The 23,571-nt window shown below is 67.4% G+C and carries 21 protein-coding genes; 13 read left to right on the top strand and 8 right to left on the bottom strand.

Annotated features, from left to right (window positions below):
• Window positions 1-108: 108 nt before the first annotated feature.
• From AC5RWT_RS08165 to AC5RWT_RS08155, 3 genes are all read left to right on the top strand, one after another.
• The gene (locus AC5RWT_RS08165; protein WP_494079844.1) at window positions 109-324 is read left to right on the top strand and encodes a hypothetical protein; all 216 of its coding nucleotides are present in this window, start codon (window positions 109-111) and stop codon (window positions 322-324) included.
• Between the two features lie 147 nt (window positions 325-471).
• Window positions 472-1,314, top strand: a complete 843-nt coding sequence (locus AC5RWT_RS08160; RefSeq protein ID WP_494079843.1) for an MBL fold metallo-hydrolase — start codon at window positions 472-474, stop codon at window positions 1,312-1,314.
• Window positions 1,311-2,519, top strand: a complete 1,209-nt coding sequence (locus AC5RWT_RS08155; protein ID WP_494079842.1) for an MFS transporter — start codon at window positions 1,311-1,313, stop codon at window positions 2,517-2,519. Before AC5RWT_RS08160 ends, AC5RWT_RS08155 begins: the two co-directional genes overlap by 4 nt.
• Window positions 2,520-2,542: 23 nt before the next feature.
• Here AC5RWT_RS08155 and AC5RWT_RS08150 read toward each other — a convergent pair whose 3' ends face one another.
• Complete coding sequence (locus AC5RWT_RS08150) at window positions 2,543-3,454, bottom strand: phosphatase PAP2 family protein (RefSeq protein ID WP_494079841.1); 912 nt, start codon at window positions 3,452-3,454, stop codon at window positions 2,543-2,545.
• A gap of 67 nt (window positions 3,455-3,521) precedes the next feature.
• Between AC5RWT_RS08150 and AC5RWT_RS08145 the strand changes: the two genes are divergently transcribed.
• From AC5RWT_RS08145 to menD, 4 genes are all read left to right on the top strand, one after another.
• Window positions 3,522-4,544 carry an o-succinylbenzoate synthase gene (locus tag AC5RWT_RS08145; RefSeq protein WP_494079840.1) on the top strand — a complete coding sequence of 341 codons (1,023 nt, stop codon included), beginning with the start codon at window positions 3,522-3,524 and terminating at the stop codon, window positions 4,542-4,544.
• Window positions 4,545-4,777: 233 nt separating this feature from the next.
• Entirely contained in the window at window positions 4,778-6,571 is a 1,794-nt protein-coding gene (locus tag AC5RWT_RS08140) for an HNH endonuclease signature motif containing protein (RefSeq protein WP_494079839.1), read from the top strand.
• A gap of 152 nt (window positions 6,572-6,723) precedes the next feature.
• Window positions 6,724-8,817 (top strand): PhoX family protein, encoded by a 2,094-nt coding sequence (locus tag AC5RWT_RS08135; RefSeq protein WP_494079838.1) that lies wholly within the window; start codon window positions 6,724-6,726, stop codon window positions 8,815-8,817.
• A 119-nt stretch (window positions 8,818-8,936) separates the two neighbouring features.
• The gene (gene menD / locus AC5RWT_RS08130; protein ID WP_494079837.1) at window positions 8,937-10,820 is read left to right on the top strand and encodes a 2-succinyl-5-enolpyruvyl-6-hydroxy-3-cyclohexene-1-carboxylate synthase; all 1,884 of its coding nucleotides are present in this window, start codon (window positions 8,937-8,939) and stop codon (window positions 10,818-10,820) included.
• A 53-nt stretch (window positions 10,821-10,873) separates the two neighbouring features.
• On the opposite strand, the gene AC5RWT_RS08125 is transcribed toward menD, so the two are convergent.
• The 4 genes from AC5RWT_RS08125 to AC5RWT_RS08110 form a co-directional block, all read right to left on the bottom strand.
• Window positions 10,874-11,629 (bottom strand): amino acid ABC transporter ATP-binding protein, encoded by a 756-nt coding sequence (locus tag AC5RWT_RS08125; RefSeq protein WP_494042650.1) that lies wholly within the window; start codon window positions 11,627-11,629, stop codon window positions 10,874-10,876.
• 4 nt (window positions 11,630-11,633) lie between these two features.
• Window positions 11,634-12,419, bottom strand: a complete 786-nt coding sequence (locus AC5RWT_RS08120) for an amino acid ABC transporter permease (protein ID WP_494079836.1) — start codon at window positions 12,417-12,419, stop codon at window positions 11,634-11,636.
• Window positions 12,420-12,495: 76 nt separating this feature from the next.
• Complete coding sequence (locus tag AC5RWT_RS08115; protein WP_494079835.1) at window positions 12,496-13,317, bottom strand: basic amino acid ABC transporter substrate-binding protein; 822 nt, start codon at window positions 13,315-13,317, stop codon at window positions 12,496-12,498.
• Between the two features lie 136 nt (window positions 13,318-13,453).
• Window positions 13,454-14,902, bottom strand: a complete 1,449-nt coding sequence (locus AC5RWT_RS08110) for an isochorismate synthase (RefSeq protein ID WP_494079834.1) — start codon at window positions 14,900-14,902, stop codon at window positions 13,454-13,456.
• Between the two features lie 94 nt (window positions 14,903-14,996).
• Here AC5RWT_RS08110 and AC5RWT_RS08105 point away from each other — a divergent pair, with 94 nt between their 5' ends.
• From AC5RWT_RS08105 to AC5RWT_RS08090, 4 genes are read left to right on the top strand one after another with little or no spacing between them, the layout of a single operon-like run.
• Window positions 14,997-15,758, top strand: coding sequence for a demethylmenaquinone methyltransferase (locus AC5RWT_RS08105; protein ID WP_494079833.1), 762 nt, complete (start codon window positions 14,997-14,999; stop codon window positions 15,756-15,758).
• 2 nt (window positions 15,759-15,760) lie between these two features.
• Complete coding sequence (locus AC5RWT_RS08100) at window positions 15,761-17,098, top strand: geranylgeranyl reductase family protein (protein ID WP_494079832.1); 1,338 nt, start codon at window positions 15,761-15,763, stop codon at window positions 17,096-17,098.
• Window positions 17,099-17,107: 9 nt separating this feature from the next.
• A complete protein-coding gene (locus AC5RWT_RS08095) occupies window positions 17,108-18,208 on the top strand; it encodes a polyprenyl synthetase family protein (protein WP_494079831.1) in 1,101 nt (366 codons plus the stop codon).
• A 34-nt stretch (window positions 18,209-18,242) separates the two neighbouring features.
• Window positions 18,243-18,881: a LysE family translocator gene (locus AC5RWT_RS08090; RefSeq protein WP_494079830.1), complete on the top strand. Its 639-nt coding sequence runs from the start codon at window positions 18,243-18,245 to the stop codon at window positions 18,879-18,881.
• Between the two features lie 36 nt (window positions 18,882-18,917).
• Here AC5RWT_RS08090 and AC5RWT_RS08085 read toward each other — a convergent pair whose 3' ends face one another.
• From AC5RWT_RS08085 to AC5RWT_RS08075, 3 genes are all read right to left on the bottom strand, one after another.
• Complete coding sequence (locus tag AC5RWT_RS08085) at window positions 18,918-19,349, bottom strand: hypothetical protein (RefSeq protein WP_494079829.1); 432 nt, start codon at window positions 19,347-19,349, stop codon at window positions 18,918-18,920.
• 103 nt (window positions 19,350-19,452) lie between these two features.
• Window positions 19,453-20,076, bottom strand: a complete 624-nt coding sequence (locus AC5RWT_RS08080) for a putative glycolipid-binding domain-containing protein (RefSeq protein WP_494042642.1) — start codon at window positions 20,074-20,076, stop codon at window positions 19,453-19,455.
• A 59-nt stretch (window positions 20,077-20,135) separates the two neighbouring features.
• Window positions 20,136-21,569: a PucR family transcriptional regulator gene (locus AC5RWT_RS08075; protein WP_494079828.1), complete on the bottom strand. Its 1,434-nt coding sequence runs from the start codon at window positions 21,567-21,569 to the stop codon at window positions 20,136-20,138.
• A 215-nt stretch (window positions 21,570-21,784) separates the two neighbouring features.
• Here AC5RWT_RS08075 and AC5RWT_RS08070 point away from each other — a divergent pair, with 215 nt between their 5' ends.
• Both AC5RWT_RS08070 and AC5RWT_RS08065 read left to right on the top strand, forming a co-directional pair.
• Window positions 21,785-23,356, top strand: a complete 1,572-nt coding sequence (locus tag AC5RWT_RS08070) for a sodium-dependent transporter (protein WP_494079827.1) — start codon at window positions 21,785-21,787, stop codon at window positions 23,354-23,356.
• Complete coding sequence (locus AC5RWT_RS08065) at window positions 23,353-23,490, top strand: methionine/alanine import family NSS transporter small subunit (RefSeq protein ID WP_494079826.1); 138 nt, start codon at window positions 23,353-23,355, stop codon at window positions 23,488-23,490. Before AC5RWT_RS08070 ends, AC5RWT_RS08065 begins: the two co-directional genes overlap by 4 nt.
• The last annotated feature ends 81 nt before the right edge of the window (window positions 23,491-23,571 follow it).

Genomic DNA, 23,571 nt, shown 5'->3' with positions numbered 1-23,571 from the left:
TTGCCGGGCCCGCTATCGCTGATCGCGGGCCCGGTTCCGGCCTGTGCTGCGGGAAAGCTTCGGAAAATTTCCCTAGCTGACCCGTTCCGCTGGACGCTAACCTTAGGCATGATCACTCTGCCAGAGGCGTACCAAAAGTATCTCGCCGGGTTGTCTGCACACCATGCCGAGGCGCTCCGGCCGGTGTTCCTTGAATCGGCTGCCGATGGGGAGCACGGCATCTCGATCCGCGGCATGGGATCCAAGCATGTGCAGGCGTACGTCGACGACTCTGTGCCGTTCGGCGAAATCCACGAGGAAGTCCGCCACGCCCACGAGTACTGAAAAATGGGCTCGTTGCGCGGGGGGCGCGGCCGGTGCCGCGACCCAGTGTGCCACCGTTCGGTCGAAGGGGCCGGCGCGGTACGGTAGCAGGGAAAGGCCGCGCCATCTGCGTGGCCGGTAAGCGAGGCGATGGAGGATGACGGCCGGATGAGCGATGCCGCCCGATCAGAGGACACGACCGGCGAACCGGCGGAGACCGTGCAGGTTGCGCCCGGGAACTACGTGATCCGGACCCCGGAGTACCTGCTCAACAGCGGTCTGGTCATCGGCAAGAACAAGGCCCTGGTAGTGGATACCGGTGCAGGCCCGCGGCAGGCCCGGCGGATCTACGCAGCGGTACGCCGCTTGACCAAGCTGCCGCTCGCCGTCGTCAATACGCACTTCCACTATGACCACGTCTTCGGCAACGACTACTTCGCAGCCCAGGGCGTGCAGGATTTTTACGCGCACCGCAGTTGTGCGCACGACATCGCCGAGAACGGTGCGCTGCAACGGGCAGCCGTCGCGGAAACGGAACCGGAAATGGCGGCGGCCGAGGGCCAATACACCGCCATCAGGATCCCCACCAGGCTGGTGGACACGGAGACCACCGTCGACTTGGGCGGGGTCAGCGTCAAGCTTTTCCATCTGGGTCTGGGCCACACCGACGGCGACCTGCTGGTCGGCTCGCCCAGCACGCTGTTCGCCGGCGATCTGGTGGAGCAAGGCGCGCCGCCGGCTTTCGAGGACTCCTATCCCCGCGAATGGGTCGAGACGCTGCGGCGGATCTCCGGCCTGCGCCACGAGTACGACGTGCTGGTGCCCGGCCACGGCCAGACCGTCAGCGACGCCTTCGTGAAGAACATGTGCGAGACCATGGCCCTGGCCGTCCGGATGGGGGAACAGGCCAGCCGTGACACCCCCGCGGACGCCACCAAGGCCATCCCGATCCTGCCCTACGGTCCGGTGCAGTCCCGCTCCCTGCTGCAGCGGCTCAAAGCCAACAGGTGAGCGGCCCGGGGGATTTCAGCCTCCGCCAGATAGCGATTCCGGCCTTCGGCCCGTCGGTGCTGTACGGCGTCGGCATGGGCGCCATCGCCCCGGTGATCGCGCTGCGGGCCCACGACCTCGGCGCCAGCTTCGCGGTGGCCGCCCTGATGACGACCGTCGTCGGGCTCGCCTCGCTGCTGACCAACCTGCCGGCGTCGTCCCTCACCGCACGGTTCGGCGAACGGACGGCCCTGGTCGCGGCAGCCGTCTGGGCGATGGCGGCCATGGTGCTCGGCGCGACCGCCACCGGTTTGCCGCTTTTCGCCGCGGCCATCTTCATGGTGGGGATGGCGGGATCCGTGTTCAATCTGGCCCGGCAGTCCTACCTGACCGCGGCCGTGCCGCACCACCTGCGCGCCCGCGCCATGTCCACCCTGGGCGGGACCCACCGGATCGGCATCTTCGCCGGCCCGTTCCTGGCCGCCGCGGCCATCGCGCTGGGCGGCATCCCCGCGGCGTTCTGGCTGGGCGCAGTGACCATGGTGCTGGCGGCGGCGCTCTCGCTGACCGTGCCGGACTTCGAGTCGGCGAGGACGACGGCGCCGGGCGCACCGCCGGTGACCATCCGGAGCACCTTCACGCGCCACTGGCGGACCTTCGCCACCATAGGCATCGGGGTGATGTTGGTCGGTGCCGTCCGCGCCTCGCGGCAGGCGGTGTTGCCGCTCTGGGCCGAGAACCTGGGCCTGGATGCCTCGGCGGCGTCGCTGATCTACGGCATGTCCGGCGCCGTGGAAATGCTGTTGTTCTACCCGGCCGGCAAGCTGATGGACGTCAAGGGTCGGATCTGGACGGCGGTGCCCTGCATGGCCATCATGGCTGCGGGCCTGATCTGGGTACCGTTCACCACCGGCTTCACCGCGCTGCTGCTTGCGGCGCTGCTGATGGGCGTGGGAAACGGGATGGGCTCCGGGATCGTGATGACGCTCGGCGCCGACCACGCTCCGGCGGCGGGACGCCCCCAGTTCCTGGGCCTGTGGCGGCTGGTCACGGACACCGGCGTCATGGGCGGCCCCGCGCTGCTCAGCGCCGTCACCGCCCTCGTCTCGCTCTCCGTCGGGATATGGACGACGGCGGGGCTCGCCATCCTGGGCGCGGTCGCCCTGGGCTACTGGATCCCGCGCGCACCGCAGGTAACCCAGAAGCAACAGCTCAGCTCAAGGTAGCGGCGTTGATGGCCTGCGCCGCCTCAGTGCTTACGGGACTGGAAGCCGAACAGCCACGTCAATAAGGCGCTGAGCAGCATGCCGGTGCCGGTGATCAGGCCCATGCCGGCCCAGAAGAAGAACGGGATCCTGCCCTCGCCCGGGACCGCGGCGGCACCTAGCTGTTGCGCGAGCAGGTACAGGCCGGCGGCCACGCCGATTCCCAGCACGGCCAGCAGCCAGCACAGCCGCGGCCACCAGACGGACGCCGCCCAGAAACTTCCGTAGCCTGACCAGACGTTCCAGTCGTTGCCGTGCCGCAGCACGAAGGGACCGGCAGCCAAGGCCCAGAAACCGGCCACCAAAAAGGCCGCGACCACATCCGCCGGCCGGTGCCAGCCGTTGATCAAGGTGGCCGCGCCGGCCAGCACGGCATACAAACCGCCCGCCGCCGCGGCGAACGGGCGCCAGCGGGGCGATACCACCAGGAAGATGGCCAGGGCCGCGGCAGCGGCGATGGTCGTATGCCCGGACGGCAACGAATTGTGTTCCAGCGTCGGCACACCGCGGTCAGGCCGGTCGAGGATCAAGTTCTTCAGGATCCAGGTGGTGGCTGCCGACGCCGCGACCACGCCGACGCCGACCGCAGTGGGGACCCACCGCCGTCGTACTAATGCCACTACCAGCAGCACGGCGGCCGCCACGGCCACGGAGACGTCCGGCAGCAGGTCCAGGAAGTCGAGGAAAACTCCCCGGCCCAGCCGCCAGCCGGACTCCGCCTCCGCCCAGGCTGATTCATCAGCGAACTGCCCGGTGGTGGTCCGGACGAAGGCGTAATAGTTCAGCGCGAAAGCGCCCGCGCACAACAGCGCCCCCAGCCAAAAAAGGGCGGGAGCATGCGCTGCCGGACGGCGGGAGGCGGTCCGGGGGCGGAGGCTGGAACGCTGTGAAGTCATCGATTCAAGGGTCGCACACAATGCTGGCAGCGTCCGGGGAGGGGCCGCCAGCCGTACAGTGGGAATGATGATACCGCACCAGCTTCCAGACCTCTCGAGGCACCACGATCTGCCCGAGCTCGCCGATCTGCTGGCCACCGCACGCGTGGTTTCGCTGCCCATGAAAGTTCGCTTCCGCGGGGTGACGGAGCGCGAGGTGCTGCTGCTGGAAGGTCCGGCGGGCTGGGCGGAATTCTCGCCTTTTCTTGAGTACGACGACGCCGAGGCCGCCGCGTGGCTGGCCGCTGCGGTGGAGGCGGGCTGGCAGGGCTTCCCGGCGCCGGTCCGTGACAGCGTTCCCGTCAACGCCACCGTTCCCGCGGTGACGCCGGAGCAGGTGCCCGGCGTGCTGGCCCGCTACGACGGGGCGCAGACGGTGAAGATCAAGGTTGCCGAGACCGGCCAGGACATCGCTCAGGATGTGGCCCGCGTGGCGGCCGTGCGGGCCGCCGCTCCCGACGCCGTGCTGCGGGTGGATGCCAACGCCGGATGGGACGTCGCGGCGGCCGTCGACGCGCTGACCAGATTGGCCGAGTACTCGCTGGAATACGCCGAGCAACCGGTGCCGGATATCGCCGGCCTGCGCGCCGTCCGGACCGAACTGCGCCGGCGCGGCATCGAAACGCCCATCGCCGCCGACGAAAGCGTGCGCAAAGCCTCCGACCCGCTGCGGGTGGCCCGCGAAAAGGCCGCCGATTTGATCGTGGTCAAAGTGCAGCCGCTGGGGGGAGTGCGCCGGGCACTGGACATCGTCGCCCAAGCCGGCCTCCCCGCCGTCGTCAGCTCTGCCCTGGATTCCTCCGTGGGGATCCGCGCCGGCGTGGCCCTGGCCGCGGCACTGCCGGACCTTCCGTACGCCTGCGGCCTGGCCACGGTGTCCCTGATGGGCGGGGACGTCACCGCGCAATCGCTCGTGCCCGTGGCCGGGCGGCTGCCGGTGCGTGAAGTGGTGCCGGATCCGGCGCTGCTGGACCGCTTTGCCGCGCCGCAGGACCGGAGGCAGTGGTGGCTGGACCGGCTGGCGCGGACCTACCGGCTGCTGGAGGCCTGATCTAGCGGCGAGAGTGGCGAGAGCGGCTAGGCTGCGGGACCTTTGGGCCTTGTGTAGGAAAGGTGACTTGTCGGCGCCGCCGCCCATTCGCCGGCCCCGTTTAGCTGCTGCCCCCAGCGCTCCTCAGCATTGGGGAAACGCCCTTTCGTTTCCCGCTAACCATCCTCCAGCTCCTCCTGTAGAGCCATTTTTTCCGCCGCCAAAACGTCCGAGGCAGCCGATAGCGTGAACATGTGGACAGCGAGGACGTAGAGCTCCAGCTTCCGGTTCCAGGTGAGGGACTGGTGATGGATCTTGGTGTTCCCGCGCGTCCGGACAGTTCGCTGCTGGAAGCGCTGCTGCAACACGTTCTGGCAGATGCACTCCTGCGGCGCTACCGCGTCTCGCCCGGAGCCGCCGGAGGCTGCCTCGCCACCGCAGCCAGCGAAACCGCTGATGGTCTCGGGGCCTCGGCTCCGGAAGACACTAGCAATGATCCGTTGATACCGGAGGATGGCGCGGGCATACCGGCTGAGCTGGCCGGTCTGCTCGCCGTAGTGGATCCTGTGGCGCTGGATGATGCGCAGGCGATCGACTACCTGAAGGCTGCCGCTCGAGTGGACGCTTGGGTGCAATCGTGCCAGATACAGGCGCTGAACCGCTTCGCGCTGCTGCGGACCGGGCAGGGCGGGGACCGGGATCCGGAAGGTTTCTCCCGTTTCGCGCCGCAGGAGATTTCGGCGCACTTGTCCACGGGGGACGCCGCAGCGAGGGTAATGCTGGCAGACGCTCGGCACATCTGCACGAACTTACCGGGAACGCTCCAAGCCATGAGCTCCGGTGACCTCGACCTAGCACGGGCGAAAGCCCTGGCCCGCGGCTCCGCCGATCTGCCGGCGGAATGTCTTGAGGATTTCGAAGCCGCAGTGCTACCTGGCGCCGGGGACATCACCATGGACTCCGTGAGGTCGCGGGCCCGGAGGATGCGCGACCGGCTGCACCCGGAGTCGCTATCAGAGCGGCACCGGCGTGCGAACGAATCCCGGGACATGCAATTGACGAATCAGGACGACGGCATGGCCGAGCTATGGGTCCGCATGAGCGCTGACAAGGCCCATCTGGTCTTCGACCGGATCCAGTCCACCGCCCGATCCCTCCAAGGTCCCGGGGAAAAACGGACTCTTCCGCAGTTGCGGGCCGATGTGTTCTCCGATCTGCTGCTGTCCGACGCGGCGGTGGCGACTGCAGCGATTGCACCCACGGTGCCGGTTGGCGAACAGGCCGCACCGGCAGATAGCACGAAGTTGGTTCCTGAACCGGCACGGGGGAGTGCCGGCAGTGCGGGGCCTGGGATGCTGGTCACGATGCCGCTGACCACGATGCTGGGGCTCAGCGAGGAGCCCGGAGACCTCGCCGGGTACGGACCGATTCCGCCAGACATGGGCCGGCAACTCTCCCAGTTGGCGAAATCCTGGTTGCTGGTGCTGACAGATGACCAAGGCCAAGCAATCGCTGCGGCCAGGAAGTTGCGGATCCCGCCCGAATGGCTGAAACGGCTCGTCCGCATCCGGGACCGGCACTGTCGGTTCCCCGGCTGCCGCCGGGCAGCACGATACTGCGAGATCGATCATGTGATCGCGTGGGAAGACGGCGGCTTGACCGTGCTGGAGAACCTGCAATGTCTATGCGCGGCGCATCATGCGGCGAAGACCGCCGGTGAGTCCAGTGCTGAGGCGGGTCCGAACGGTGAAGTCACGTGGACCACGCGCACAGGGCACCGCAAGACCACCTTCCCGGATGAAGGCTGGGACACACTCCTGCCCCGCGCCGCGGGCGGCGGTGGCGAAGCCGAAGTTGATGGCGAGAGCGGTCACGATGGTGAGAGCGAAGCCCAAGTAGAGGGCGACGGCGCGGCCAGCAGCAGACGCAACACCGCCGGAACCGGGGAAGGGAAGCACAGGCGGACCCTGGGCGGCAAGCGAACCCTGGGCGGCATCGAACTGCCTGACGACGAGGACACCGACCCGAACGCACCACCACCGTTCTGACCCTGTCGTTGTATCACAGGTCAACGCTTCTCCGGCGGCACAACGGGAAGCGAAGGTCAGGTTTTTTGTCCAGTGTTGGCCGAGAATTCACCAGCACTCGGCCTTCCGGTCGATTTCAATCGAAACGCTGAGGGAGGGAACCGACAGATTGAATGTGGAAGGCGAAAATCGTGACCGATACCAAGAAGCGCTACCTGCCGATGCTGGGCCATGTGTCCGGGAAGCGCAGCGCCGTGACCTGCGCGCTCAAGTGCGACAACGCCTGCGCCAAGGGCGTTTGCAACACTTCGGAGAACAACTACTTCCGGGACATTGTCTCGGCCGAGTACTCCCGCCGCCGGATGATGGGGCTGGGCGGCGCGGGCGCGCTGGCGCTGATGTTCGGCGGCGGGGCAGCAGCCGCCGAGGCGCAGGTCGGGCTCGCCCCGGCCGCCAAGGCCGGACAGGTCGCGGGGAACCGCAGCAAGCTGAAGTTCGACGGCATCAAGGCTGTGCCGAACAACGTGGACGACGTGGTGGTCCCTAAGGGCTACAACTGGGACCCGGTAATCCGCTGGGGCGACCCGCTGTTCAATGACACCCCGGAGTTCGACCCGGAGAACCAGACCAAGGAGTCCCAGTCGGGCCAGTTCGGCTACAACAACGACTACCTGGACATCATCGAGATTCCGGGCAGCAACGGCAAGCGTGCGGTGCTGTTCGCCAACCACGAATACACCAACGAGGGCATCATGTTCCCGCCGGACATGCCGGTTGAGCGCCAGCGCGAGGTGGCGATGGCCGCGCACGGACTGTCTGTGGTGGAGTTGGAGCGCAAGGGCAAGGGCCAGCCGTGGCGGTACGTCCGGGGCGCCGACCTAAACCGCCGGTTCCTGATGGACACCGAATACGAACTGACCGGTCCGGCCGCCGGCTCGGACCTGCTCAAGACCCAGGCCGATCCCACGGGCCGCATGGTGCTGGGCACGCAGAACAACTGCGCGGGCGGCACCACTCCCTGGGGCACCGTCCTCTCGGGCGAAGAGAACTTCAACCAGTACTTCAAGGTGTCGGCGCCGACCGCCGAGCAGCGCCGGTACGGGCTGACCTCGGCCAACCCGTCGCGCGGCTGGCACATTCCGGAACCGCGCTTTGATACCGACCGTCCTGAAGGAAAGAACGAGGACAACCGGTTCGGCTGGATTGTGGAGGTCGATCCGTTCGATCCGACGTCCACCCCGCGCAAGCACACCGCGCTGGGCCGCTTCAAACACGAGGGCGCCAACGTGACCATCGCAGCCTCCGGTCACGCGGTGTCCTACTCCGGCGACGACGAGCGCTTCGACTACCTGTACAAGTTCGTCTCCAAGGGCAAATACCGCGAGGGCGACAAGAAGCACAACATGACCCTGCTGACCGAGGGCGACCTTTTCGTGGCCAGCTTCAAGGGCAACTCGCCGCAGAACCAGATCGACGGTTCCGGCGTGCTGCCCTCCGACGGCGCGTTCGACGGAACCGGGCACTGGATCCAGTTGACCCGCGACGGTAAGTCCCTGGTGCCGGGTATGGGCATCGACCAGGTGCTGGTCTACACCCGCCTGGCAGCCGACGCGATGGGCGCCACCAAGATGGACCGCCCGGAGGATGTTGAGATCAATCCCGCCACCGGCAAGATCTACATGGCGTGCACCAACAACACCTCCCGGACCCGCGCGCAGGTGGATGAGCCGAACCCGCGGGCCAACAACCGCCACGGCCACATCGTCGAAATGACCGAGACCGGCGACCAGACCTCCACCGAGTTCACCTGGAGCGTGATCCTGGTGGCCGGCGACCCGGCCGTGGACGAATCCGTCTACTTCGGCGGCTACCCGGCAGACCAGGTGCAGCCGATCTCTTGCCCGGACAACCTGGCCTTCGATTCCGCCGGCAACCTGTGGGTCTCCACCGACGGCCAGCCTGGCACCATCCAGCGCAACGACGCCCTCTTCCGCGTCACACTGGAAGGAAACGAACGCGGCAAGGTGGAGCAGTTCATGGCCGTGCCGATCGATGCCGAGACCTGCGGGCCGCTGATTCACGACGACGACGGACTGGTTTTCGTCGCGGTCCAGCACCCGGGCGAGGACGGCAGCTGGGGCGCGCAGCGCTCGCTGTTCCCGGACTACGTCCAGGAAGGCCGCCGCGCCAAGCGTGGCGACGCCGCGCTGCCCCGCCCGGCCGTGATCCAGATGTTCAAGGGCAAGAACGGGCACGTGAAGCGTTAGCCTTGCACGGCCGTGAAGCGGCGGCCTGACGCAGGCTGTCGCGACAGGAGCTCTGCCGCGACCGGAGCTAACAGACGGCCATGTCCACCCGGACGTGGCCGTCTGCTTACCATGAGGGGGTGACTGCGCAGCTGAGCTCGATGGAAGCCGCCCGCCTGGCCGTGAGGGCCTTGGTGTGGGGCGGCGTGCGCGACGTCGTCATCGCCCCTGGTTCCCGCAGCGCCCCGCTTGCTTATGCGCTCGCCGAGGCGGAAACCCGCGACGAACTGCGGTTGCATGTGCGCATTGACGAGCGCGGGGCGGCCTTCACCGCGCTCGGGCTCTCGCTGGGCTCGGTGCGTCCGGTCCCCGTAGTCACCACGTCCGGAACAGCCGTGGGCGAGCTGCTGCCGGCCGTGATGGAAGCCAACCACGCCGGGGTGGAGCTGCTGGTGATCTCCGCCGACCGGCCGGAGGAAATGCGCGGCACCGGGGCCAATCAGACCACGGTCCAACCCGGCCTCTTCGGCATCCACGTGCGCTCCGCCGTCGACATTCCGGCCGGCGATGATCCGACGGATGCTATCCGCACCAGCCTGCTCTGTGCCAAAGGCATTCCGTTGCCTCCGGCGCCGGCCGACCTTCGCGCGCTGGCAGCCACGCCATCGCCTGGACAGCCCACGGCGCCGGCCGACCTCGGCCCGCACCAGGGCGCGGTGGGTCCGGTGCACATCAATCTGCCCTTCCGCGATCCCTTGTTCCCGGCGCAGGAGCAGCAGCTGGACCCGGGTCGGCAGCCGGCGCCGGACCGGCAGCAACTCGACTTCACCGGCCAGGACGACGTCGGTGCTTCCGTCACGCTGACAGCGGAACCTAGCGGCACGCCCACGGCGGCGCCCCCGACGACGGATGGGCGGGAACTTGGCTGGACCAGCAACTGGCCGGAGAGCCTGTCCGAACCGGCCGTCTACGCCGCCGACCAACGCCGCACGGTAGTGGTCGCCGGCCACGGTGCCGGAGCCGTGGCTGAGGCCTTCGCCCGCGCCCACCGGCTGCCCCTGCTGGCTGAGCCCTCCTCAAACGCGCGCTTCGGCCCGAACGCGGTTGGCCCCTACCGCATGCTGCTGGGCCGATTCGGGACGCAGATCGAGCGGGTGGTGGTCTTCGGACGGCCCACGTTGTCCCGTCCGGTCGCCGCGCTGCTGGCGCGCGAAGACGTGCAAACTGCGCTGTACCAGCCCGAACCGGTCGCCTGGTTCGAACCGGGGCGGCGTCGCGAACGTGTCATCTCCGAGCCTGAGGACCTGTCCCTTTTCGCCGGATCGGGTCCGGACGGCTGGCTGCAACTGTGGCGACAGGCAGCCGGGGCCGCCGATGTAGCGTTGATCCACGTGCTGGACGCCGAACCGGCACTCACCGGGCTGCGGGTGGGCCGGTCGGTATGGCTGAATACCCGCGGCCGGCTGGTGCTGGGTTCCTCCAACCCAATCCGCGACGTAGACCTGGCCGGCACACCGATCGACATACCGGATGCCTTCGTGCACGCCAATCGCGGGCTGGCGGGCATCGACGGGACGGTGGCCACGGCGTCGGGCATCGCACTGGGGACAGGAACCGGAACCAGGGCACTCATGGGTGACCTGACGTTCCTGCACGACGCCGGGTCGCTGTTGCTCGGACCGGGGGAGCCGGAGCCCGACCTGCAGATCGTGGTGGTCAACGATGCCGGCGGCGGGATTTTCTCGACCCTGGAACACGGGAAGGTGGGGGAGCAGGCATCGTACGCGTCCGCCGTCGAACGCCTCTTCGGCACCCCGCACCGGGCGGACCTCGCCTCGCTGGCGGCTGGCTACCGGGTCCAGCACCGGCTGGTCAAGGACGCCGATGAGCTGGACACCGTCCTGTCCGAGCCGGTGACCGGGCGCAGCGTGGTGGAAGTTCGGACGGACCGAAGCCGGCTGCGCAGCCTCCACGCAGAAGTGGCGGCCGCTATTGCGACCGCCACTTCCGAGTTGTTGGGTTGAGGTTATAGCTAGTTGAGCTGTAGCTACTGGGCTGTGTTACTGGCTGAGCCGGGCTAGAGGACCTTCGAGAGGAACGCCTTAGTGCGTTCGTGCTGCGGGTTCCCCAGGACGTCCTCGGGTTTGCCCTGCTCCACCACCACGCCGCCGTCCATGAAGACCACGCGGTCGCCGACCTCACGGGCGAAGCCCATCTCGTGGGTCACCACCATCATGGTCATGCCTTCGTCCGCCAGTTGGCGCATGACCGCGAGGACATCGCCCACCAGTTCCGGGTCCAGCGCGGAGGTGGGCTCGTCGAAGAGCATCATGTCCGGGTTCATGGACAGTGCCCGTGCGATGGCGACGCGCTGCTGCTGGCCGCCGGAGAGCTGGGCCGGATAGGCGTTCTCGCGGTTGGCCAGGCCCACCTTCTCCAGGTTCTTCCGGGCAACGTCCATAGCTTCGGCCTTGCCGCGCCGCTTGGCCCGGCGCTGGGCCAACGTGAGGTTGCCCAGGACGTTCAGATGCGGGAACAGGTTGAACTGCTGGAACACCATGCCGATCCGGGTACGGATCTTGTCCAGGTCCGTCTCTTGGTCGGTGATGTCGACACCTTCCACCAAAATGGTGCCGCTCGTGGGCTCTTCCAGCCGGTTCACGCAACGCAGCAGGGTGGACTTGCCCGAACCTGACGGTCCGATCACGCAGACCACTTCGCCTTGGTTCACGTGGAAGTCGATGCCTTTGAGGACCTCGTTGCTGCCGAAGTTCTTGCAGAGGTCCCTGACCTCGATGGCGGGCAGGTCCGGGCGCAGGGATTGTTCAGTCATGGGGTTACCGGCTTCTCTTGTTGCGTCTCTCCAGCCAGGCAACCAGCTGGGTGAGCGGCAAGGTAATGATCAGGTACATGAGGGCCGCGGCAACCAGGGGAGTGGCGTTCGCGAACTGGGAGACGCCGTCGCGCGCAAAGGTGGTGAGTTCGCGTTGGCTCAGGGCCATCCCGGCGATGAAGAGCAGGGAGGTGTCCTTGATCAGGATGACCAGCTCGTTGGTCAGCGGCGGGGTGACGATGCGGACCGCCTGAGGCAGCACCACGGAGACCATGGTCCAGCTCGGGTTCATGCCCAGCGAGCGGGCAGCCTCGCGCTGGCCCGACGGAACGGCCTCGATGCCGGCGCGGATGGTCTCCGCCATGTAGGCGGCTGAGACGATGATCAGCGCGATCAGGCCAGCGCCCGCAGTGCCACCCGGCGGACGCCACTGGAAGGCGATGGGGACCGCGAAGGCAAAGCCGAAAATCACCAGCAGGGCAGGCAGGCCGCGGAACAGTTCAATGTAGGCGGTCGCCACCCAGCGATAGGGGGCCACCGGGGAGAGCTTCATGAGCGCCAGGAGGAGGCCCAGGAGCAGGCCGCCAATAAAGGCGATGATGGTGTAGACGACGGTGTTCTTTGCCGCGATGGTGATGATTTCAGGGAACTGCTCGCTGAATACTTCCGGATTAAGGAAGCTCGTCTGGATGGCCTGCCAATCGGCGAGCAGGACAACGACGGCCACGGCGGCTATGAAGATCGCGTAGAGGACCCCGCGGAAAAGTCGGCGGCGGGTCGAAGGTTTCACTGGTGATGCCTTCCAGCTGTAAGTCGGCGGCCCCCGTTCCGGCGCTGGCGCACCGGAACGGGGGCCGGAGGGCGTACTACTCGGTGAAGTACTTGTCGTAGATTTCCTGGTACTTGCCGTTGTCGCGCAGCGTCGAGAGGGCATCATTGACGGCCGAGACCAGGGCCTCGGAGCCTTCCTTCTTCGCCGCAAAGCCGTAGGCCTCGTCGGTCTTGTACTCCTCCACCAAGGTGAACTTGCCGTCCTTGGCGTGGCCGATGTTCACCGGCAGGTCCTGCAGCAGGGCATCGACCTGCTTGGCCTGGATGGCCTGAAACATCTCGGCGTCGGACGGGAAAGCGACAACTTCCGCGTCAGACGGCGCGTTCTCGCGGGTGTAGGTCTCGCCGGTGGTGCCCTGCTGGACCCCTACCTTTTTGCCGGAGAGATCTGCAATTGCCTTGATGTCGGAGCCCTCCGGAACCAGCAGCGACTGCAGCGAGTCGTAGTAGGGGTCGGAGAAGGCGATGTTCTTCTTGCGGTCCTCGGTGATGGTCATCGCGCTGGCGCCGAGGTCGCACTGGCCGGCGGCAAGGGTGACGCCCGACTGCAGGGCGTCGAAGCCGACATCCTGGATGGCCACTTCGAGGCCCATATCCGAAGCGATCTCGGTGACCAGGTCGATGTCGAAGCCCGTGTACTTCCCGCCCTCTTCGAACTCAAACGGCGGGTAGGGGATGTCGGAGCAAACGGTCAGCGTGCCGGCCTGGACCAGGGGCAGATCGCTACCCGCGCCGCTGGCGCTGCCGGTGCTGCCGTTGCTGCCGGCGTTGTCCGAACCGCCGCAGGCCGTCAAAGCGAGTGCCGCCACGGCCAGGAGGGAGAGCCCCCGGGCCGCCTTGGATGCTTTTTTGCGCATAGTTACTACCTTTGTCTCGTTGGAAATCCGGCTTAAGTGTAGCGGGAACGTATCCGTCACTGGTGATATGCACCACAGGCTACATTGATTGCCTATTGGGAAACAGTGAACCCCGCGGATTGTCGGTGAATAGTTATCAGCGGCGCAGGCCCAGCGCCTCGATCATCGGCCGGAACTTCGCCCAGGTTTCGGCCAGTTCGGCCTGCGGGTCGGAGCCATCCACGACGCCGCATCCGGCATAGAGCCGGACCTGCTGTGGGCTTTCGACGACGGCGCCGCGCAGCGCGATTCCCCATTCGCCGTTGCCCGCCCCGTCGGTCCAGCCCACCGGACCGGCGTAGGGTCCGCGGTCCATTTGTTCCAGCTCGCGGATCAGCGCTCCGGCAACCTCGGTGGGGGTCCCGCAGACGGCTGCCGTGGGGTGCACGGCTTCGGCCAGCTCCAACGACGACGGCGGCTGCCCGGCGTCGTGTGCCAGCTCGGCAGAGACGTCCGAGGCCAGATGCCACACGTTGGGCAGTTCCAGTACGAAAGGCTCGCTGTGCGATGTCATGGCGGTGGTGAACGGTTCTAGCTTGCGGGTCAGCGAGTCAATGGCGATCTGGTGTTCGTGCCGCTGCTTCTCCGAGCCGGCCAGCACCCGCTGGGCGTAGTCGGTGTCCGACTCGCCGCCATGGTTCTGCGTCCGTGACCGGTCCAGGGTGCCGGCCAGTACCCGGGCGCGGGCCACGTTGTTTTCGACCTTGATCAGCATCTCCGGTGTGGAACCGATCAGCCCGTCCACGGAATACGTCCAGCAGTCCTTGTATCGTGCGGCCAGTTCGCGCAGCACCTGCGCGGTGGCGATGGGCGTGGACAGGTTGGCCACCACGTCCCGGGCCACCACGAGTTTGCTCAATACCCCGGCCTGGATGCGCTCAACACCCGCGGACACGGCATCCATGTAGGCCTGCTCGGACACTTGTCCCGGCACCAACGAGTCGGCCGGATCCGGGCTGCGTTCGACCGAAATTTCCTCAACCCACGCTGCCAGGGCAGCTTCGGCGGTCGCGGCACTGAGGTGGGCATCGCCGTCGTACGTGAGATAGGTGAGCCAGGCACGGTCCCCATCCAGACCGACCAGCACCTCCGGCACCACCAGGCGGGAACTGTGGGCCGAGGTGAAGGAGAACGCGAAGGAGCCGAAGGCGACCGGTCCGGTGCCGGGTCCGCCCACCTGGTTGTCGATGTCGGCCCCGGCTTGGAGGCCGCGCCACCACGCTGCGGCCTGCTGGAATCGGTCCGGCCCGCTGGCCGTGAAGCGTGCCACCTCGCCGAAGCCGGCCAGGCCGCCCTCGCGGCGCACCCAGCAGAGCACGTCGTCGCGCACCAGATATTCCAACAGCCCTTGGGTGTCCGGGACCGCGGGCCACTCGACCGTAATGCCGCGCAGGGTGCCGGTAGGCGATCGGTCCGACTCTAGGGCTGCCGACTCTAGGGCCGCCGCCTCTAGCGCCGCCGCCTCTGGGGCCGTGCCGACGGCAGTGGCGGCCGGCCGGGTTCCGGGCAGACCGGACGAGGGGGAGAGCGCGGAGGTCATGGACATTAAGCCTACTCTGCCTCGCAGGGGACACCGGCCGCGCACGGGCCCCGCACGCCCGGGTTCGCGGCCGGGGGCCGGTCTTTGAGACAATGAAGCGGTGAATCGTGCATCGCTGGAGAAGCGCCCGGATGAAGTAGCCGCCATGTTCGATGACGTGGCGCCGAAATACGACCTGGTCAACGATGTGCTGTCGATGGGCCAGACCCGCCGGTGGCGCCGGATCGTGGTGGATGCGGTGGGCGCCGAGCGTGGCCAGAAGGTCTTGGACCTGGCCGCCGGAACCGGCACCTCCAGCGAGCCGTATGCCGACGCCGGCATCCACGTGGTGGCGTGTGATTTCTCGCTGGGCATGCTGCGCGTGGGCAAGCGCCGCCGCCCGGACATCGACTTTGTGGCCGGCGACGCCACCAATCTCCCGTTCGCGGACAACTCCTTCGACGCGGTGACCATTTCCTTCGGCCTGCGCAACGTCAGCGATCCGAAGTTGGCACTGCGCGAGATGCTGCGCGTCACCAAGCCCGGCGGCCGGATGGTGATCGCCGAGTTCTCGCAGCCGACCTTCGCGCCGTGGCGGACCGTCTATACCGAATACCTGATGCGGGCGCTGCCGGCGATCGCCTCCAAGATCTCATCCAACCCGGACTCCTATGTCTACCTGGCCGAGTCAATCCGCGCCTGGCCGAACCAGGACCAGTTGGCGGAATGGATTACCGGCGAAGGCTGGCAGGACGCGGCCTACCGCAACCTGTCCGGCGGCATCGTGGCCGTCCACCGGGCCACCAAACCCGGCCGGGAAGATGTGGCCAACACCGATGCCCAGGCTGCGCTGAAGCACCAAAGCAGCCGGCGCACCCTGTAGCCATGTCAGTTCTGATTGTTGGGGCCGGTCCGGCAGGAGCCACCGCGGCGCACTACCTGGCCGCGGCCGGTGTGGACGTGACCGTGCTGGAGAAGACCGCCTTCCCGCGCGAAAAGGTCTGCGGTGACGGGCTGACGCCGCGCGCCGTGCGCGAGGTGCAGCTGCTGGGTCTGCCGCACGAGGAATCGGCCGGATGGCGCCGGAACCGGGGGCTGCGGCTGATTGCCGGCGGCCGGCAGCTTGAGCTGGCCTGGCCGGAGCTGAGCGATTTCCCGGACTACGGCCTGATCCGCACGCGGCTGGGCTTTGACGAGGCGCTCGCGCGCCATGCCGAGTCGGCCGGGGCCGTGGTGCTGGAACGCCATTCAGTCTCCACCGCATTAAGGGACGACGCCGGACGGGTCATCGGCGTGCGTGCCAACCTGCTGGATGAGCGCGGCCGCAAGACCGGCGTGACCAAGGACTTCTTCGCCGACGTGGTGCTCGCCGCCGATGGCAACTCCACCCGCACCGCGCTGAGCCTGGGCATCGAAAAGCGCGACGACCGCCCGCTGGGCGTGGCCGTCCGTACCTACTTCAACTCGCCCCGGCACGACGACGACTGGATGGAAGGCTGGCTGGAACTGCCCGACGCCGCCGGTAATCCGCTGCCCGGCTACGGCTGGGTTTTCGGCGTGGGGGACGGCACCTCCAACGTGGGCCTGGGCATTTTGAACTCGTCCAAGTCCTTCGGCAAGCTGGACTACAAGCAGGTGCTCCGCGAGTGGACCGCCGGAATGCCCGAGGACTGGGGCTTCACCGAGGAAAATCAGGTCGGCGAGATCCGCGGCGCCGCCCTGCCGATGGGCTTCAACCGCACCCCGCACTACAGCCCCGGTCTGCTGCTCCTGGGCGACGCCGGCGGCATGGTCAGCCCTTTCAATGGCGAGGGCATTTCCTACGCGATGGAGTCGGCCCGCTACGCCGCGGAACTGATCGCCGACGCACACGCCCGCTTGTCCGGTTCCGGCGGCCAGTTGCTCAGCCGGGCCGGGTTCGACGCCGCGCTGTCCGCTTACCCGGAAATCATCCGCGGACATTGGGGCAGCCACTTCACCTTGGGCCGGATTTTCGCCCAGCTGATCGGCAAACCGGCCGTCATGAAGCTGGCGCTGCGAACCGGAATGCCGGTCCCGCCGCTGATGCGCTTTGTGGTGCGGATGCTGGCTAATCTGACAGACTCAGGCGGCAAGGGATTTGAGGATAGAGTTATTCATCTGCTGGAGCAGCTCACGCCGCCTGCATCCAACCAGACTGGCGGCAGCAAGCCGACCAGCCACACCGCCCCGACGATTAGTTAGTGTTGAACCGTGACTGACGCTAAACCGAGTTGGACTCCTGCCGGCCAGAACCCGCCGGAGTCGCCGGAGCTGGATACAGCAACCGCCGCCCTTGCCACCAGCTTGAACCTGCCGGTCGGATTCGACCCGGTGGCGCAAGACGCCGTGCTCGGTCCCGAGGTCTCCACCGCTCTGGCCCGGGTGGAAAAGCAGCTGCGCGCGGCCATTGCGCATTCCGATCCGTTCGCCGATGCCACCAGCCGCCATCTGGTGGAAGCCGGCGGAAAGCGGATCCGTCCGCTGCTGACCATCCTCGCCTCGCAGCTGGGCAACGGCTCGGTCCCCGACGTGGTGCAGGCCGCCGTCGTGGTTGAACTGACGCACCTGGCCACGCTCTACCATGACGACGTGATGGACTCCGCCCCGTACCGGCGGGGCGCTCCGACCGCGCACGAGGTGTGGGGCAACCAGGTGGCCATCCTGGCTGGCGACCTGATCTTTGCCCGCGCCTCGCTGCTGGTCTCCCAGCTGGGCCCGGAGGCCGTGGGCATCCAGGCCCGGACCTTCGAACGGCTCTGCCTGGGTCAGCTGCACGAAACCGTCGGCCCGCGCGACGACGAGGACCCGGTGGAACACTACTTGTCCGTCATCGCGGACAAGACTGCCTCGCTGATTGCCACCTCCGGCCAGCTGGGCGCCATGTTCTCCGGCGCCGGCGAGCAGGCTGTCAACGTGATGCTGGAATACGGCGAGAAGGTGGGCGTTGCCTTCCAGCTGGCCGACGACGTCATCGACGTGACCGGGCTCAAGGTCAAGTCGGGCAAGACCCCGGGAACGGACCTGCGCGAGGGCGTGCCCACCTTGCCGGTGCTCTTGCTGCGCCAGGCCGCGGCCGACGGCGATGCTTCCGCCGCCTCGGTGCTGGCACTGGTGGACGCCGATCTGACCTCCGACGAAGCCCTGGCCGAGGCGGTCACCGCACTGCGCGGACACCCGGTCACCGCGAAGGCCTGGTCCATCGCCGGCGAATGGGCCGACGCCGCCAAGGCGGCCCTGGACCCGCTGCCGGAGAGCACGGTGAAGTTTGCGCTGACGGCCTTCGCCGAAGCCGTCGTGGACCGCGAGGTCTAACCCTTGCGGCGCGCTCTGACCGGCCGGTGAGCCGATGAGCGTAGAACAGGCACTGTTGTCCTTTGCCCTGGTGGCCGGTCTGCTGACCCTGGTGCCGGGAATGGACACCGCGCTCGTGCTCCGTTCGGCGGTCAGCCAAGGCCGGGGCAGGGCCTACGCCACCGCGCTGGGCATCAATACCGGAGCCTTGGTTTGGGGGATTGCGGCAGCGGTCGGGGCTTCGGCGCTGCTGGCCGCCTCGGAGATGGCGTTCATTGTGCTGAAGATTGCCGGCGCGGCCTACATGGTCTGGCTTGGCGGCCGGATGCTGTGGAAATCGTTCCGCAGGTCCGGCGCGCACCTGCCCGGTGCGGCAGAGCCGAAGGCTTCGGCGTCGTACGCCAAGGCCTGGTTCACTGGTGTGGGCACCAACCTGCTGAACCCGAAGGTCGGCGTGTTCTACATGGCGATGATCCCGCAGTTCATTCCGCCGGATGTCTCGCCGGCCCTGATGGCCACCGCGCTGGCCTTGGTGCACAACCTGGAGGGGCTGGTGTTCTTCTCGGCCATCATTTGGGGCACGCATGTTGCCCGCCAGTGGCTGCGCACCCCGGCCGTGGTGCGTACGATCGACCGGATCACCGGCACCGTATTGGTCGGCTTCGGCGTGGCGCTGGCGGCGGAGGCCCGCTAACCGCAGCGGCCGAGCACATCCGGCGGCTCGGGGGACTTACTCTTCTTCTTCCTCGTCCCCGAAGACCCACTCGAACATGTCGAAGACGAACTCGCTGAAGGTCGCCTCTTCGCTCTGCCACCGTGGCTTCGGGCTGTTCGTGCGGACCCAGACAATGGGGTCGGGCACATCCAGGTGCTCGGATTTGAAACCCCAGTTTGCTTCTTCGTCCATCTCGTCCAGGAACAGCATATAGCCGTCCTCGATCTCGAGCTCGTCCGGGTCGAAGAAGAAGTCGTGGGCCTCCATCAGGTCCTCGCAGCCGCCCAGCGCGTGGTAGAACTCCACCAGCGCCTGCGGAACCTGGAACTTGTGCTCGCCCAGCAGCCCCTCGAGGTCGTCATAGGAGATGCCGTCGTCTTCGGTCCACGTCCGGTCCAGATACTTGGGCACGAGGGCACGGAACTTGTCCACGAACATTTCGGGCATGGTTTCTCCCTGGAACGGTTGGTAGGCGGGCTTGGCTACCATCCTATGTGGCGGCACCGGCTGGCTCGAACCGATGACGACGACGGTGCCTACCTCGCGTCCGTCAGTCCCGACGGCGCGTGGCCAGGCCTGGGTAGTCGATCACGATGCCGTCGGAGTCCACCACAATCTCGGCGCTGAAGTCGCCGGAACTGTAGGTGACAGCGGCAGTGCCGGTGCCGTCGTCGTACGCGCGGGAGCCGCTGTAGATCTGTTGCCGGCCGAGTACCCGCAGGCTCGGCATCTCCACCCATGCCACCGTCAGCTCTGCGGCCGCTTCGGCGTCGTGGACCAGGCCCAGCCGCAGGATTGGCATGGTGTTGGTGGCCGGGCACAGACCCAGATCGCAGTCCACCGCCCCGGTCAGCGACGCCGGATCGACGATGCCCGGCTCCGGCAAGTCGCTGTCGCCGGACACCTTCGTTGCCGCCCGCCAGCTGCCGTCGGTGGCGCGGTCCAACACCAGGTACCTGCTCCAGCCCCGCCCGTGGACGGAGACCGTGAGGTTCTCGGTGAACCAATTGCCGGTGGTGGTCAGGGCCCAGCTCGCGGCGTAGTCGGCGGTGCGCGAGGCGCCGTGCGCGCTGAGCCGTTCGGGTTCCAGGTTGATGGTGGCGGTGTCGGCGCGCCGCGGATCATCGGTTCCCAGCCAGGTCACCGTGCGGCTCTCGTGCGTCTCGTGTCCCATGACCCCCAGCCTTGTGCCTGCGCCCACTTATGACAAGGGTTCGGGAGCGGCCGCCCGGACTAGCCTTGCGACCCCGAGTCGGAGCCCAGCCGCCGCACGGTCAGGGCCAGCCACAGGTGCACCCGATCCGCGGTGAGCGCGGGGTCGTAGCCGGTCAGCTCCACAATCTGGGCCAACCGGTAGCGAACGGAGTTCCGGTGCAGCCCCAGCTCCTCCGCCACCGCGGCTACCGATCCGTTCAGTTCCAGATAAGTCTGCAGCGTGGGCAGCAGGGCGGCATCATGCGCGGCGTCGAAGTCGGCCAGCGGGTCCAGCGCCTCGGCCGCCAGAGCACCCAGCGGCACGTCCTCCGAGGCCAGCAGGAGGGAGGTCAGCGACAACCGCTGCGGCGCGTTCAGCCGACCGCCCCGGCCCACGGCTTCCTTGGCCTCGAAGTAGCTCCAGCGCAGCCCGTTCGCCTGGGCGTAGCTGCCGCCCACGCCCACGGTTGCGGTGAGGCCCGCGCTCTGCAGGTAGGTGCTCAGCTCCCGGCCCAGCGATTCAGCCGATTCGGCGCCCTGCACCACCAGCACCAGCCGCTCGTCCACCAGGCCGGTCACCACGCCGTCGAATGCGGCCGGCAGCGGCAACGTGGGCAGCGCCCGGCGCTGGGTGCCGACCACCTGGACCATGACCACCAATTGCCGCCGTCCGGCGTCGATCCCCACGTTGCTCAGCCGCAGCGAGGCGTCCCCGCCCTGCAGCACGCCGCCCACCACATCCAGCAGCACCTGGCCCACCGAGCGCCGGTCGGCCGCGCGGCGGTGGGCCTGGTTGCTCAGCTCCAGGCTGATCAGGCTTTGCGCGTAGTCCACAATGGCGTTGCGCTCGTACGGCTCGGCCAACGCCAGCGTGCAGCGGTCCTTCAGCCCGGTAGCGATGGGAACCTCGTGCCAATCGGTGCGCCCGCCGCCGGTTCCGTACAGCCGGGTGCCGTACTGGGAAAGCACGACGTCGGTGCCCACCATCGCGGCGAGCTTACGCAGCAGCGCGGGGAGACCTCCACCGCCCAGCAGCGAGGCCGCCAGCGCCTGGTGGTCCTTGAGCAGATGCTCCAGCCGGTTGTAGTGGTCGGCGGAAATCGCGTCGGCCACCATCTTGCTGATCGCCACGAACGGGGTCTCGTAGGGCACTTCAAAGACGGGCAGTTCAAGCTCATTGGCTGCCGCCAGCACCCCCGGCGGGACCCTGCGGTGTGTGAGCCCCAGCGCGAAGCCCATGCCCACCGCGCCGGCCTCGTGGACACGGGCCACAAACCTGCGCTGCGCGGCCGCGGTCTTCTGCCGCAGGCCGGTGGTCAGCACCACCTCGCCGCCGCTCAGGAAGGGCAGTGGATCCTCCAGCTCCGTGGAAGCCACCCAGGTAATGGGCGCGTCCGGGTCGCCCTGCGCGGTGCCGACCAGTTTCAGGTGAAGCGCAGGGGAAGCCAGAAGTTTGGCAAGAGTGACAGCCATGCTCCCACTATACGGCCCTCCGTTGTGCAGGTGCACTATGATGCCGGGCCGACGCGGCCGGCGTCGCACAGGGCAATAGCTGGCCGCTCGGAGAAATAGGCGTGCCGCAGCGGCCGCCCGGCCTTCGCGGTTTCCGACGCCGGGGCAGCGCCGTTAGGATTGTCGGCGGCGTAACAGCCGTCACAGCACCGAATCCCTACCTTTGAGGTCCATCTATGAGTACCCCTACACCGCAGGCCGCGCCGGGCGCCAAGCCCAAGCGCGAGATGTGGTCCACCCGCAAGGTGTTCATCCTTGCCGCGATCGGGTCCGCCGTCGGCCTGGGCAACATCTGGCGCTTCCCCTATGTCGCCTACGAAAACGGCGGCGGCGCCTTCATCATTCCGTATCTGGTGGCCCTGCTGACCGCCGGCATTCCGCTGCTGTTCCTGGACTACGCCGTGGGGCACCGACACCGTGGATCCGCCCCGCTGGCCTACCGCCGGCTGGCCCGCGGCGCCGAAGGGCTGGGCTGGTGGCAGGTGGCCATCTGCTTTGTCATCTGCGTCTACTACGCGGTGATTATCGCGTGGGCGGCGATGTACATGATCTTCTCGGTCACGGAGGCGTGGGGCGACGACCCGGCAGGGTTTTTCCTCGGCTCCTTCCTGCAGGTGAGCGAGGACGTGAACATCGGCTTCGATTTCGTGCCCATGGTCCTCATTCCGCTGATCATCGTCTGGGCAGTGGTCCTGCTGGTGCTGGCCGCCGGCGTGCAGAAGGGCATCGGCCGGGCGAACATCATTTTCCTGCCGCTGCTGCTGGTCATGTTCCTGATCCTGGTGGTCCAGTCGCTGTTCCTGCCCGGTGCCGCTGATGGGCTGAATGCCTTGTTCACGCCGGACTGGGGTGCGCTCACGAACACCACCGTCTGGGCGGCGGCCTACGGCCAGATCTTCTTCTCGTTGTCCGTGGCCTTCGGCATCATGGTCACCTACGCGTCCTACCTCAAGCACAAGACGGACCTGACCGGCTCCGGCTTCGTGGTGGGCTTCGCGAACTCCGGCTTCGAGATCCTGGCCGGCATCGGTGTTTTCGCCGCGGTGGGCTTCATGGCCTTCAGCTCCGGTGCCGAGGTCGGCGATGTTGCCGCCGGTGGGATCGGCCTGGCCTTCATCGCGTTCCCCACGATCATTTCCGAGGCGCCGCTGGGCGGACTGCTGGGAGTGCTTTTCTTTGGCTCGCTGGTGTTCGCCGGCTTCACCTCGCTGATCAGCATCATTGAAGTCATCATCGCGGCGGTGCAGGACAAGCTGGGCATGAGCCGGGTCAAGACCACCTGGTGCGTGGGCATCCCGCTGGCGTTGATTTCCATCCTGCTGTTCCCGACCACCACCGGTCTGAACCTGCTGGATGTCACCGACGCGTTCGTCAACAACTTCGGCATCATGGCATGTGCCCTGGTGACCGTGCTGCTGGTGACCTATGGCTTCCGCAAGTTGCCGCTGCTGGGCGGGCACGTCAGCGAGGTGTCGTCCATCAAGCTGGGACGGTGGTGGCGGATCATGGTCGGCATCGTCTCCCCGATTGTGCTGGGCTACATCCTGATCAGCGAAGTGATCAAGAGGATCCAGGAAGGCTACGGCGATCCGGCCATGCCCGACTGGTTTGTTGGCGTCTTCGGCTGGGGGATGGCCGGCGCACTGATCGTCGTGGCGTTCCTGCTCTCGCTGATTCCGTGGGGCAGGAACTCGGCCGCCAACGATCCGGAACTGGATTCCCCAACCTTGCAGGAGGCACAACGATGAACACCGCAGCAATCGTAATGTTGATCATCGCCATCATCACCGTGTGGGGCGGGTTGGCGCTGGCCCTGGTCAACCTCAACCGCCACCCTGAGGACGATGGCGCCATGCCCGCGGAGCACGCGCCGGAACTCTGACCCGCCTGCCGTTTCCCCGGTGGCGTCCTCCGGCCGATGGTCCGGAGGGCGCCACCGTCGCCATCTCTGGCCAATTGCACG

This window comes from Arthrobacter sp. Dra40 (genome assembly GCF_059091905.1).
The sequence above is the reverse complement of the archived record's forward strand: the minus strand, read 5'-3'. Positions and strand labels throughout refer to the sequence as shown.